This is a genomic window from Pseudomonas sp. UMAB-08, assembly GCF_900095225.1.
Lineage (GTDB): Bacteria > Pseudomonadota > Gammaproteobacteria > Pseudomonadales > Pseudomonadaceae > Aquipseudomonas.
This window is the reverse complement of sequence record NZ_LT607422.1, coordinates 75463-88938: the sequence shown is the minus strand read 5'-3', so window position 1 is coordinate 88938 and position 13476 is coordinate 75463. Positions and strand designations below refer to the sequence as shown.

The 13476-nt window shown below is 60.3% G+C and carries 11 protein-coding genes; 8 read left to right on the top strand and 3 right to left on the bottom strand.

Translation table 11 applies throughout. The annotated features are described in order from the left end of the window. Positions 1-79 precede the first annotated feature (79 nt). The 8 genes from pepP (at position 80) to gcvP (ending at position 11327) form a co-directional block, all read left to right on the top strand. Positions 80-1414, top strand: coding sequence for a Xaa-Pro aminopeptidase (gene pepP, locus K0F75_RS16250; protein WP_219062959.1), 1335 nt, complete (start codon positions 80-82; stop codon positions 1412-1414). Beyond that, positions 1411-2598: a 2-octaprenyl-6-methoxyphenyl hydroxylase gene (gene ubiH / locus K0F75_RS16245; RefSeq protein ID WP_219062957.1), complete on the top strand. Its 1188-nt coding sequence runs from the start codon at positions 1411-1413 to the stop codon at positions 2596-2598. The genes pepP and ubiH overlap by 4 nt, the downstream gene beginning before the upstream one ends. Before the next feature lie 52 nt (positions 2599-2650). Next, a complete protein-coding gene (locus K0F75_RS16240) occupies positions 2651-3871 on the top strand; it encodes a 2-octaprenyl-3-methyl-6-methoxy-1,4-benzoquinol hydroxylase (RefSeq protein ID WP_219062955.1) in 1221 nt (406 codons plus the stop codon). Positions 3872-3974: 103 nt separating this feature from the next. Further along, a complete protein-coding gene (locus tag K0F75_RS16235) occupies positions 3975-4976 on the top strand; it encodes an extracellular solute-binding protein (RefSeq protein WP_219062953.1) in 1002 nt (333 codons plus the stop codon). A 67-nt stretch (positions 4977-5043) separates the two neighbouring features. Continuing rightward, the gene (locus K0F75_RS16230; protein WP_219062951.1) at positions 5044-6660 is read left to right on the top strand and encodes an iron ABC transporter permease; all 1617 of its coding nucleotides are present in this window, start codon (positions 5044-5046) and stop codon (positions 6658-6660) included. Between the two features lie 155 nt (positions 6661-6815). Further along, a complete protein-coding gene (gene gcvT, locus K0F75_RS16225) occupies positions 6816-7898 on the top strand; it encodes a glycine cleavage system aminomethyltransferase GcvT (RefSeq protein WP_219062949.1) in 1083 nt (360 codons plus the stop codon). 46 nt (positions 7899-7944) lie between these two features. Continuing rightward, the gene (gene gcvH, locus K0F75_RS16220) at positions 7945-8328 is read left to right on the top strand and encodes a glycine cleavage system protein GcvH (RefSeq protein ID WP_219062947.1); all 384 of its coding nucleotides are present in this window, start codon (positions 7945-7947) and stop codon (positions 8326-8328) included. Between the two features lie 125 nt (positions 8329-8453). Next, a complete protein-coding gene (gcvP, locus tag K0F75_RS16215; protein ID WP_219062946.1) occupies positions 8454-11327 on the top strand; it encodes an aminomethyl-transferring glycine dehydrogenase in 2874 nt (957 codons plus the stop codon). A gap of 65 nt (positions 11328-11392) precedes the next feature. On the opposite strand, the gene K0F75_RS16210 is transcribed toward gcvP, so the two are convergent. From K0F75_RS16210 to K0F75_RS16200, 3 genes are all read right to left on the bottom strand, one after another. Further along, on the bottom strand, positions 11393-11713 hold the full coding sequence (locus K0F75_RS16210) for a DUF2388 domain-containing protein (RefSeq protein ID WP_219062945.1): 321 nt from the start codon (positions 11711-11713) through the stop codon (positions 11393-11395). A gap of 71 nt (positions 11714-11784) precedes the next feature. Beyond that, positions 11785-12234 (bottom strand): NfeD family protein, encoded by a 450-nt coding sequence (locus K0F75_RS16205; RefSeq protein ID WP_219063099.1) that lies wholly within the window; start codon positions 12232-12234, stop codon positions 11785-11787. Positions 12235-12247: 13 nt separating this feature from the next. Continuing rightward, entirely contained in the window at positions 12248-13168 is a 921-nt protein-coding gene (locus K0F75_RS16200; protein ID WP_219062944.1) for an SPFH domain-containing protein, read from the bottom strand. Positions 13169-13476 lie beyond the last annotated feature (308 nt).

The following is a 13476-nucleotide window of genomic DNA, read 5'->3' as shown; positions in this document are numbered from 1 at the left end:
CATCATTGGCGCTCCCGGCGTTGAGCCTGTGATCCAGGCGCATCGCCGGCGGCGCCCAAAAGGGGACCTCACCTGCCTTATGATCCATATCCCGAAGTCGGAATACGCCCGTCGACGTAAAGCCCTGATGGCGCAGATGGTGCCCAACAGCATCGCCATTTTGCCAGCCTCTGCGGTGGCTATCCGCAATCGCGACGTCGAGCATGTCTACCGTCAGGACAGCGACTTCCAGTACCTCAGCGGCTTCCCGGAACCGGAAGCCGTGGTTGTGCTGATCCCCGGCCGTGAGTACGGCGAGTACGTGCTGTTCTGCCGTGAACGCAACCCCACGCGCGAGCTGTGGGACGGTCTGCGTGCCGGGCAGGAAGGCGCGATGCGTGATTTCGGTGCCGACGACGCGTTCCCGATCAATGATATCGACGACATCCTGCCGGGCCTGATCGAAGGGCGTGACCGGGTGTATTCGGCCATGGGCAGCAACCCTGAATTCGATCGTCATTTGATGGACTGGATCAATGTGATCCGTTCCAAAGCGCATCTGGGTGCGCAGCCGCCGAACGAATTTGTTGCGCTGGATCATCTGCTGCACGACATGCGTCTGTATAAATCAGCGGCAGAAATCAAAGTCATGCGCTGCGCTGCCGAGATATCCGCTCGGGCCCATGTCCGCGCGATGCAGGCCAGCCGTGCCGGCTTGCACGAGTTCAGTCTGGAAGCCGAACTGGATTACGAATTCCGTAAGGGTGGGGCGAAGATGCCGGCCTATGGCTCCATCGTCGCCTCGGGCCGCAATGCCTGCATCCTGCACTATCAGGAAAACGATGCAGTGCTCAAGGACGGGGATCTGGTGCTGATCGACGCGGCTTGTGAGATCGACTGCTACGCCAGCGACATCACGCGGACGTTCCCGGTCAGCGGTAAGTTTTCGCCTGAGCAGAAAGCGATCTACGAGTTGGTGCTCAAAGCCCAGGACGCCGCATTTGCCGCCATCGGTCCAGACAAGCACTGGAACCAGGCGCATGAAGCCACGGTGCAGGTCATTACTGCCGGGTTGGTCGAGCTGGGGCTGCTGGTGGGCGACGTTGGCGATTTGATCGTCAACGAGGCCTATAAAGCGTTTTACATGCACCGCGCCGGTCATTGGCTGGGCATGGACGTGCACGATGTCGGCGAATACAAAGTCGGCGGCGAATGGCGTGTGCTGGAAGTCGGCATGACGCTGACCGTGGAGCCCGGGATTTATATCGCCCCGGATAATCAGACCGTCGCGAAGAAATGGCGTGGGATTGGTGTACGGATCGAGGATGACGTTGTGGTGACTAAACACGGTTGTGAAATTCTTTCGGGTGGCGTGCCAAAAACCGTCGCCGAGATCGAGGCCTTGATGGCCGCTGCACGTGTCCAGGCAGCATGAGCCGGGTCAATCTTGCCATTGTGGGCGGCGGCCTGGTGGGTGCCAGTCTGGCGCTGGCCCTTCAGGCGGGCGCCAAGGCACGTGGCTGGAAGATCGTCCTGATCGAACCCTTCGCACCGGGTGATGCGTATCAGCCGAGCTACGACGCACGTTCGTCAGCGCTGTCGTTTGGCGCCCGGCGAATCTACGAGCGTCTGGGCGTGTGGCAGCAGATCAGCCGCCGTGCCGAGCCAATCCTGCAGATCCAGGTGTCCGACCGTGGGCGTTTCGGTGCAGCACGCTTGTCGGCGATCGAAGAAGGCGTTCCGGCACTCGGTTACGTTGTGGAGAACGCCTGGCTGGGCCAATGCCTGTGGCAAGGCCTGGACAAAGACGTGATCAGTTGGCGCTGCCCGGCCGAGGTCAAGCGCATGCAGCCGTTGACGGATGGTTACCGGCTGACCCTGGATGATGAAACCGAGCTGGAGTGCGACCTGGCGATTCTTGCCGATGGCGGCCGTTCGGGCCTGCGCGAGCAATTAGGCATTGGCGTCCGGCAGCGCCCCTACAACCAGAGCGCGCTGATCGCCAACATCACCCCGAGCGAAGCCCATTGCGGCCAGGCGTTCGAACGCTTCACCGAAGAAGGCCCGATGGCGCTGCTGCCGTTGCCGGAAAACCGCTGTGCACTAGTCTGGACCCGTGCGGGGATGGATGCGCAGCGCTTGGCCAATCTGGATGATCGTAGTTTTCTCAGCGAACTGCAGGGCGTGTTCGGTTATCGCCTGGGCGCTTTGCGTCAGGTCGGGGCGCGGCATATTTATCCGCTGACGCTGGTCGAGGCCGAAGAGCAAGTGCGGCCGCATCTGGCGGTACTGGGCAACGCTGCCCACAGCCTGCACCCGATTGCGGGCCAGGGTTTCAACCTGTCGTTGCGCGACGCCGATGCGTTGGCCGAGGCGCTGCTGGCAAGCAAAAGCATGCCGGGTGATTTCGCCACGTTGCAGGCCTATCGCGAGCGTCAGCGACTGGATCAGCAATTGACCGTGGGCTTCTCCGATCAGGTCACGCGACTGTTCGGCAGCTCCCAGCCCTTGGTCGGCGCTGGACGTAATCTGGGCCTGCTGGGGCTGGATCTGTTGCCGCCCGCCAAACGCTGGTTTGCCCGTCAGGCCATGGGCTTGGGAACTCGATCCGATGTGTGACGCGCGGATTCTTAAAACACGGCTTACGCCACAAGCGAGAACGATTTAAAGCATGGAAACGCGCGCAGATCTGCTGATTGTCGGGGCTGGAATGGTCGGTAGCGCACTTGCGCTGGCGTTACAGGACAGTGGCCTGGAAATTCTGGTGCTCGATGGCGGTCCGCTGAGCGTCAAGCCCTTCGATCCGCAGTCAGCGTTCGAGCCAAGGGTCAGCGCCTTGTCCGCGGCGAGCCAGCGCATTCTTGATCGTTTGAACGTGTGGGACGGCATCGCCGCACGCCGCGCCAGCCCGTATCGCGAGATGCAGGTGTGGGACGGCAGCGGCACCGGGCAGGTTCATTTCTCGGCGGCCAGCGTGCACGCCGACGTGCTGGGGCATATCGTCGAGAACCGCGTGATTCAAGAGGCCCTGCTTGAGCGCCTGCATGACAGTGATATCGGGCTGCTGGCCAACGCGCGCCTCGAACAGATGCGTCGCTCCGGTGATGATTGGTTGCTGACGCTGGCCGACGGTCGTACGTTGCGTGCGCCGCTGGTGATCGCCGCCGATGGCGCCAACTCGGCGGTACGCCGCCTCACCGGGTGCGCGACCCGGGAGTGGGACTACCTGCACCACGCCATCGTCACCAGCGTGCGCACCGCTGACTCGCATCAGCACACCGCCTGGCAGCGCTTTACCGAGGAGGGGCCTCTGGCGTTCCTGCCGCTGGAGCGTGAAGGTGAGCATTGGTGCTCGATTGTCTGGTCGGTGACCCCGACTGAAGCGCAACGCTTGATGGCGCTGGGCGACGATGAGTTCTGTCGTGACCTGGAAAAAGCCTTCGAAGGCCGTCTCGGCACCGTGCTCAGCGCTGACCCGCGGTTGTGCGTGCCATTGCGTCAACGGCACGCCAAGCGCTACGTGGCCGAAGGCCTGGCATTGATTGGCGATGCGGCGCACACCATTCACCCGCTGGCCGGGCAGGGGGTCAATCTGGGCTTTCTGGATGCGGCAGTGTTGGCCGAAGTGTTGCTGCATGCCGCCAGTCGGGGCGAACGCTTGGCCGATGTTCGCGTACTCAGCCGTTTTGAGCGCCGCCGCATGCCACACAACCTGGCGTTGATGGCGGCAATGGAGGGTCTGGAACGCCTGTTCCAGGCCGACCCGCTGCCCTTGCGCTGGCTGCGCAACACCGGCCTGAAGTGGGTCGATAACCTGCCGGAAGCCAAAGCAATGTTCGTGCGTCAGGCGTTGGGATTGTCCGGTGACCTGCCTGAACTGGCCCGGTTGTAGGGGCGGCGCAACATCCGGTAACGGCTCCGCTGTTAGTTTGGTTGAGAAGGCAAATGGGATTCACTACCATTTCGACTCAATTTTCTAACACGAGACCACTCCCATGCAGGTAAGCAAGCGTCTTCTGACTGCCTTGGCACTGACAGTGCTCGGCAGCGCCGCCCAGGCCGCCGATGAGGTAGTGGTGTACTCATCGCGTATCGATGAGCTGATCAAACCGGTATTCGACGCTTACACCGCTGAAACCGGGGTCAAGATCAAATTCATCACGGACAAGGAAGCGCCGCTGATGCAACGGATCAAGGCCGAGGGCGAGAACGCCACGGCGGACCTACTGCTCACGGTCGACGCCGGCAACCTGTGGCAAGCCGAGCAAATGGGCATTCTCCAGCCGTTTACCTCCCCCGTGATCGACGCCAACATCCCCAAGCAATATCGCTCTTCCACCCACAGCTGGACCGGGCTGAGCCTGCGCGCGCGGACCATTGCCTACTCCACCGAGCGGGTCAAACCGGCTGACTTGACCACCTACGAAGCGCTGGCGGACAAGAACTGGGAAGGGCGCCTGTGCCTGCGTACGGCGAAGAAGGTCTACAACCAATCGCTGACAGCGACCCTGATCGAAACTCACGGTGCCGAGCAGTCCGAAAAAATTCTCAAGGGTTGGGTCAATAACCTGTCGACCGACGTGTTCTCCGATGACATTGCCGTGCTGGAAGCGATCAACGCCGGGCAGTGTGATGTCGGCATCGTCAACACTTACTACTACGGCCGTCTGCACAAGCAGAACCCGAAGCTGGCGGTCGAGCTGTTCTGGCCCAATCAGTTGGACCGTGGCGTTCACGTCAATCTTTCGGGCGTCGGCTTGACCCAGCATGCACCGCATCCTGACGCGGCCAAGGCATTGGTCGAGTGGATGACCAAGCCGCAAGCGCAGAAAATCTTTGCGGACATCAATCAGGAGTTCCCTGCTAACCCAGCCGTTGCGCCATCGGCAGAAGTCGCCAGCTGGGGCGCCTTCAAGGCAGATACTATCCCCGTCGAAGTGGCAGGCAAGCGTCAGGCTGAAGCCATCCGCATGATGGATCGCGCTGGCTGGAATTGAGTTAGCCAGGCAAACCTTGTCGCCCGAGATGACACTCTTGGTCTTTCCCCCTTTTTGAGAACCCGCCGTGGCCCATTCCGCACAACGCCGTTGGTACCCGCTGGTCTTTGCCATCGCGGCGCTGGTGCTGTTGCCGGTGAGTGTGTTGCTGCTGTCCTGGCAAACCATCGATCAGCAAATCTGGGCGCATTTGTGGGAAACCCAGATGCCACGCCTGCTGGGCAACACCTTGCAGCTCATCGTGGGCGTCGGTATCGGGGTGACCGTGCTCGGTGTCAGCCTCGCGTGGCTCACCAGCTTGTGCGAGTTTCCCGGCCGTCGCTGGCTGGATTGGGCATTGATGTTGCCGTTTGCGATTCCGGCCTATGTGCTGGCGTTCGTCTTCGTCGGCCTGCTGGATTTCGCCGGGCCGGTGCAAACCCTGCTGCGCGAGGTGTTTGGCAGCGGCCTGCGCCTGCCGCGCGTGCGGTCCACCGGCGGGGTGATCATCGTCCTGGTGTTGGTGTTCTACCCGTATGTGTATCTGCTGGCGCGCACAGCGTTCCTTGCGCAGGGCAAGGGCTTGATGGAAGCGGCGCGAGTCCTCGGCCAATCGCCCTGGCAGGCGTTCTGGCGGGTGGCGCTGCCCATGGCGAGGCCCGCGATAGGCGCCGGCGTGGCGTTGGCGCTGATGGAGACGCTGGCGGACTTCGGTGCCGTGGCCGTGTTCAACTTTGACACCTTTACCACAGCCATCTACAAAACCTGGTACGGCTTCTTCAGCCTCTCCAGCGCGGCGCAATTAGCCAGCCTGTTGCTGCTGGCCGTGATGGTCGTGCTGTATGGCGAGCGCCGTGCCCGTGGCGCAAGCCGCCCGAGCAATGAGCGGCCACGGGTCAAGGCGCTGTACCACCTGCGCGGCTTGAAAGCGCTGGCCGCCAGTGTCTGGTGCGGTCTGGTATTTGTCTGCGCGTTTGTGATTCCGCTGCTGCAATTGATCGTGTGGGTCTGGCAGCGCGGCCGATTCGATCTCGATGAGCGCTACACCGGGCTGATCCTGCATACGCTGTATCTGGGCAGCATGGCGGCACTGATCACTGTCAGCGTGGCGCTGATCCTGGCCTTCGCTCGCCGTTTGGCGCCAACCCGGGCAATCCGCTCTGGCGTGAGCCTGGCCAATCTGGGTTATGCGCTGCCGGGTTCGGTGCTGGCCGTGTCGATCATGCTGGCGTTCAGCTACCTGGATCGCGAGCTGGTCATCCCCTTGTCGACTTTGCTCGGCGGTGCTGGCAAGCCGTTGCTTTTGGGCAGTCTGGCGGCGTTGCTGCTGGCCTATCTGGTGCGGTTCATCGCGGTGGCCTACGGGCCGCTGGAAAATAGCCTGGCGCGCATCCGGCCTTCGCTTCCAGAGGCCGCGCGCAGCCTGGGGGTCAGTGGCCCACGGCTGTTCTTCAAGGTTTACCTGCCCTTACTGGTGCCCGGCGCCTTGAGCGCGGCACTGCTGGTCTTCGTCGATGTATTGAAAGAGATGCCGGCAACCTTGCTGATGCGTCCATTTGGATGGGACACCCTGGCGGTGCGAATCTTTGAGATGACCAGTGAGGGCGAGTGGGCGAGAGCCGCGTTGCCCGCGTTGACCCTGATTCTGGTGGGGTTGCTACCTGTTATCGGTTTGATCCGGCGTTCAGCCCGTCAGATCGGCTAGGTGCGGGTCTATCCCCATACGGATACAATGCGCCGCAATCGGTGCGGTCCGTCAGACTCGTCGGGTCGTTGAAACCTGCTGGAAGCCTCTGTTTTAGAGGCTTTACCCGGTGTCGCGCCTCTCCGCACCTTCGCCACGCCCGGAAGGAGAAACCCATGGGACAGCGTACGCCCCTCTTTGACCTGCACGTCGCACTTGGCGCGAAGATGGTCGATTTTGGTGGTTGGGATATGCCGTTGCATTATGGCTCACAAGTCGAGGAGCACCATCAAGTGCGCCGCGACTGTGGGGTTTTTGACGTCTCGCATATGACTGTCATCGACATCGCCGGCAGTCAGGCCAAGGCCTGGCTCCAGTATTTACTGGCGAATGACGTCGGTCGCCTGCTTGAGCCTGGCCGAGCGCTCTACAGCGCAATGCTCAACACCGAGGGCGGTGTGATCGACGACATGCTCGTCTATCTCACCGACGGCGGTTATCGTCTGGTGGTAAATGCGGCGACTGGCGCCAAGGACCTTGCCTGGATGCGCGCGCATCTGGCGGGCTTCGAGGTCCAGTTGGTCGAGCGTAGCGACCTTGCGATGCTGGCGATTCAAGGCCCCCACGCGCGACACAAAATCGCCGAGCTGGTGACCAGCGCACGCGGTGCATTGATCCAGCATCTGCAGCCCTTCGAAGGGCGTAGCGAAGGCGACTGGTTCATCGCCCGCACCGGTTACACCGGTGAAGACGGCCTGGAAATCATTCTGCCCGCGGCTCAAGCCCCAGGGTTTTTCAACGACCTGGTCGGCGCGGGTATCTCGCCTATTGGCCTGGGCGCGCGCGATACGTTGCGCCTGGAGGCCGGCATGAACCTTTACGGCCAGGATATAGACGAGAGCGTATCGCCGTTGGCGGCCAACATGGCCTGGACCATTGCCTGGGAGCCTGCCGAGCGTGATTTCATTGGCCGCACCGCGATTGAAAAAGAGCGGGCGACGGGCGTGAAGCTCAAGCTGGTCGGGCTGGTGCTGGAGGAGCGCGGGGTTTTGCGCGCGCATCAGGTCGTCCGAATCGCAGAAGTTGGCGAAGGAGAGATCACCAGTGGTAGTTTCTCGCCTACGCTAAGCAAATCGATTGCCTTGGCGCGTGTGCCAATGGCGACCGCTGATCGGGCCGAGGTAGAAATCCGCGGCAAGTGGTATCCGGTTCGCGTGGTACAACCTAATTTCGTACGTCATGGCAAAGCCTTGATCTAACTTTCTCTGGCGGTTTTTCCGCTGACCTGATGTAGAGGATGACTATATGAGCAATATCCCCGCTGATCTGCGCTTTGCCGAAAGCCACGAATGGGCTCGCCTTGAAACTGACGGCACGGTGACCGTTGGTATCTCCGACCACGCTCAGGAAGCCTTGGGTGACGTCGTGTACGTCGAACTGCCTGAAATCGGCAAAGTGTTTGCCGCTGGCGATACAGCTGGCGTGGTCGAGTCGGTTAAAGCAGCGTCGGATATTTACTCGCCGGTGTCGGGTGAAGTGATTGCGACCAACGAAGGCCTGGGTGGCGCCCCGGAGCTGTTGAACAGCGACCCGTACGGGGCGTGGATCTTCAAGGTCAAGCCAGGCAACACCGCTGAGCTGGAAAAACTGCTGGACGCAGCGGCTTATAAAAGCGCGATTGGCGAGTAACGATTTAGCGAAAAGAAGGGCCGCGTGAACAGTGTGTAGAGAGTTTCTCTACACAAATGGCAATCTCTTCCTAGACTCAATAAGCCTCGACCTGTCGAGGCTTTGTCTTATAAGAGAGCGCCGTCATGTCCCAGTTGCCGTCCTTGAGCCAGTTGCAAGACCCGAATGTCTTCCTGCGGCGCCACCTTGGCCCGGATGCCAGGGAGCAGCAGGCTATGCTCGAAACGCTCGGCGTGACCAGCCGAACGGAACTGATCGAGCAGACTGTGCCGCCGGCCATCCGCCTCAATCGGGCGCTGGAGTTGCCTGCCGCGCTCGACGAGGACGCCGCGCTGGCCAAGCTCAAAGGCTACGCCGAGCAGAATCAGGTGTGGACCAGCCTGATCGGCATGGGCTACCACGGTACCCTCACCCCGACCGTGATTGTGCGCAACGTGCTGGAAAACCCTGGCTGGTACACCGCCTACACGCCTTATCAGCCCGAGATCGCTCAAGGCCGCCTTGAAGCGCTGTTGAATTTTCAGCAACTGACCATCGACCTGACGGGGCTGGAGCTGGCCAACGCCTCCTTGCTCGACGAAGCCACCGCGGCCGCCGAGGCCATGGCCCTGGCCAAGCGTGTCGCCAAGTCCAGAAGCAACCTGTTTTTTGTCGACGAAAACTGCCACCCGCAAACCATTTCCGTGGTTCAGACGCGCGCGCAAGGTTTCGGCTTCGAACTGATCATCGATTCTGTGGACAATCTCGCCAGGCACAAGGTCTTTGGTGCGCTGCTGCAATACCCGGATACCCACGGAGAGATTCGCGACCTGCGCCCGTTGATCGAGCAACTGCATGTCCAGCAAGCGCTGGCCTGCGTGTCGGCTGATTTGCTTAGCCTGTTGCTGCTGACCCCGCCGGGAGAAATGGGCGCCGACGTGGTGTTTGGTTCGTCGCAACGTTTTGGCGTACCAATGGGCTATGGCGGCCCGCACGCGGCCTATTTTGCCTGTCGCGATGAGTTCAAACGTGCAATGCCGGGGCGGATCATCGGTGTGTCCAAAGACGCGCGCGGCAACGTTGCTTTGCGCATGGCCCTGCAAACCCGCGAACAGCATATCCGCCGCGAGAAGGCCAACTCCAACATCTGTACCGCGCAAGTCTTGCTGGCCAATATCGCCAGCTTCTATGCCGTGTATCACGGGCCTGAAGGGCTCAAACGCATCGCCCAGCGGGTTCATCGGCTGACGACCATTCTCGCTGCGGGTTTGGCGCGTAAAGGGCTGCAGCGGGTCAACAGGCGGTTCTTCGACACTTTGACGCTGGATGTCGGTGGTAGCCAGAGCGCGATCCTCGACAGCGCCAGGGATGCACAGATCAACCTGCGTATTCTTGGGGACGGAAAGCTGGGGCTGAGCCTGGATGAACGTTGCAGCGAGGCGACCGTAGAGCGCCTGTTCGATGTGTTTTTGGGTGCCGACCATGGGCTGAACATCGCCGAACTGGACGCGGAAATCCTGGAATCAGGCATTCCCGGCGCATTGCTGCGCACCTCTGCGTACCTGACCCATCCAGTGTTCAGCTCGCATCACAGCGAAACCGAGATGCTGCGTTACCTCAAGCAGCTGGAGAACAAGGATCTGGCGCTGGACCAGTCAATGATTCCCCTCGGTTCGTGCACCATGAAACTCAACGCCACCAGCGAAATGATCCCTATTACCTGGCCCGAGTTCGCTAATCTGCATCCTTTCGTTCCGCGTGAACAGGCGCTCGGTTACACCGCCATGATCGACGAACTTGAGGCCTGGCTGTGCGCGATCACCGGTTTCGACGCTGTTTGCATGCAGCCCAACTCCGGCGCGCAAGGCGAATATGCCGGGCTGCTGGCGATCCACAAATACCACCTGAGCCGTCATGAGGGTAAGCGCGAGATTTGCCTCATCCCTTCGTCGGCTCACGGCACCAACCCGGCGTCGGCGCAGATGGCCGGTATGCATGTGGTGATCGTTGAGTGCGACAAAGCGGGCAACGTTGACCTTGCTGATTTGAAAGCCAAGGCGCAAGAAGCGGGGGACACGTTGTCGTGCCTGATGGTCACCTATCCCTCTACCCATGGCGTGTATGAAGAAGGCATTCGCGATATCTGCGAGATTATTCACAGCCATGGCGGCCAGGTGTACATGGATGGCGCCAACCTCAACGCTCAGGTCGGGCTGGCCCGGCCAGCAGACATCGGTGCCGATGTGTCGCACATGAACCTGCACAAAACGTTCTGTATCCCGCATGGCGGTGGCGGTCCAGGCATGGGGCCGATTGGCGTACGCGCCCATTTGGCGCCGTTTGTGGCCAACCACCCGGTGGTCCCGCTGGAAGGGCCTAACCCGCAGAACACGGCTGTCAGCGCCGCGCCTTGGGGCAGCGCAAGTATTTTGCCGATCAGCTGGATGTACATCGCGATGATGGGCCCGCAATTGGCGGATGCCAGTGAAGTGGCGATCCTCAGCGCGAACTATCTGGCGCAGCAATTGGGTGGCGCGTTCCCGCTGCTCTACAGCGGCCGCAATGACCGCGTCGCGCACGAGTGCATCATTGATTTGCGTCCGATCAAGGCGCAAACGGGGATCAGCGAAGAGGACGTGGCCAAGCGCCTGATGGATTATGGTTTTCACGCGCCGACCATGTCGTTCCCTGTCCCCGGCACCCTGATGATCGAGCCCACTGAAAGTGAGTCCAAGGCAGAACTGGATCGCTTTATCGAGGCGATGCTCAGTATTCGCGCGGAAATCACCGAAGTGCAAAACGGCAGTTGGCCTGGCGAAAGCAATCCGTTGAAGGGCGCACCGCACACGCTGGCTGACATCACCGGCGTCTGGGAACGCCCGTACAGCATCGCCCAGGCCGTCACGCCCACCCTGCATACGCGGCTGCACAAATATTGGCCCGCGGTGAACCGGGTAGACAACGTTTACGGCGACCGGAACCTGTTCTGCGCCTGCGTGCCAGTGGATGAATATCGCTAAGCAGCGGCCATAAAAAATGCCGCTCGATGAGCGGCATTCAATGTGCGCTAGCGGTCAGTCATGAATCATTCTGCGGCAACCAGATTCTTTGTCAGAATCGCGTTGGCCAGTTCCATGTCCGTGGCTTTGAGCCCTGGGTTATCAGTACGTACCTGTTCCATGGCGGCTTCCAGGAAAGGCCCGCGGATACCACCTTCGGTGGCGACGAAGCTGCCCGCATCATCCTGAGCGGCAACGATCAGCTTACGGTCATGTCTGAAAGTCAGGTACGTGGAAGCCGTGGTGGCGCCTGATGAAAGCACGTCTCGCAAGAGGCCGTCGGCCATTGCTGACCCGACAGGAAGTGAAAGCAAAGCCAATGTAAATACTGCAAGCTTAAGACGCATTATGGGTGACTCCGACGTGGTTGTTCTGAAAGATTGGATTGTCGAAGCCTCGTCGGAGTTCCGTACCTGACTCAGGATATGGCTTCTACTTTCAAAATAGCGCCTTCCTGACTGACTACCCGCACCTGACTGCCCACCGGCAAGTCGGGGCCGATCACCATCCACACGCCGTCATTCACCTTGATCTTTCCGCGTCCGCCGATAATCGCACTCTGGACCACAAACGTGTGCCCGATCAGTTCTTGCCCGCGCATGTTCAGACCCGGTTGATCCGAAGGGCGAGCCACGCTGCGTTGACGCCGCCACCAATACAACGCTGTCAGGACCGAAAGCAGGCCGAACAACAGAAATTGCAGGGTCCATGGCAACGCAGGGATCAAAAAGCTGATAACCCCGACGCCTGCCGCCGCGACGCCGATCCACAGCAAATAGCCCCCAGCGCCGAACACTTCAAGAATCAGCAGCACCGTACCCAGCCCCAGCCAATCCCAGAACGACAGGTGTTGCAGGTAGTCCCAGATCATGGGTCGCGCCTCAGCCCTTTTTAGTGTCGAAGGTAGCTTTGACGATCTCGCCGATACCGCCCACGGCACCAATCACTTGACTGGCTTCGAGTGGCATCAAGATCACTTTGCTGTTGTTGGCCGACGCGAGTTTGCCCAGTGCATCAATGTATTTCTGTGCGACAAAATAGTTGATCGCCTGCACGTTGCCGTTGGCAATCGCCTCGGACACTACTTGGGTGGCCCGTGCTTCTGCTTCGGCTTGACGCTCCCGCGCCTCGGATTCAAGAAACGCTGCCTGACGACCGCCTTCGGCTTCGAGGATCTGTGCCTGCTTCTTGCCTTCAGCGGTGAGAATCGCCGATGCCCGAAGGCCTTCAGCTTCGAGAATCTGCGCGCGCTTGATCCGCTCCGCTTTCATCTGCCCGGACATTGCGGCCATCAGATCGGCGGGCGGGCTGATGTCCTTGATCTCGATCCGGGTGATTTTGATCCCCCACGGCGCGGTCGCTTCATCGACAGTGCGCAGCAGCTTTTCATTGATGCCGTCGCGCTGACTAAGCATGGCATCCAGCTCCATGGAGCCGAGCACCGTACGAATATTGGTTTGCAGCAGGTTGCGGATGGCGTGCTCGAGGTTGTTCACCTCATACGCGGCCTGCGCGGTGTTGACCACCTGAAAGAAGCACACCGCATCAATCTGTACCGTGGCGTTGTCAGCGGTGATGACTTCCTGCGGCGGAATATCCAGCACGCTTTCCATCACATTGATCTTGCGCCCGATACGGTCCATCACCGGCACGATGATATTGAGGCCCGGTTTCAGGGTATTGGTGTAACGGCCAAAGCGTTCCACCGTCCATTGATAACCTTGCGGCACGACCTTGAAACCCATGAACACAATGGCAATCGCCAGCCCGACGAAAAGTAAAAGCACACTACCGATTTGCATAACGGTTCCCTGTTTTGGTTATGAGGTGTCTGGTTGTTGATTGTCTGGTGATGGACGGCCCATTTAGGCAGAAATACGAGGGTGATGGCGATATAACTCAGAATAGATTTGTTCAAGATGTGCCGAGGTGTGCAAATACTTTCTTAAGCCCCTCACTGCGGCCCAGCATGCCGTGGAGTTCGAGGCGAAAACCCATTCGTTGATGCGAGGCACAGTAGCGGGCGCTGCTAAGCGTCAATCACCTATCGTGTTACGGCTTCGTATTACGATAGGTGGCAATAGCTGGGGTGCATCGGCTATTTTGAGTC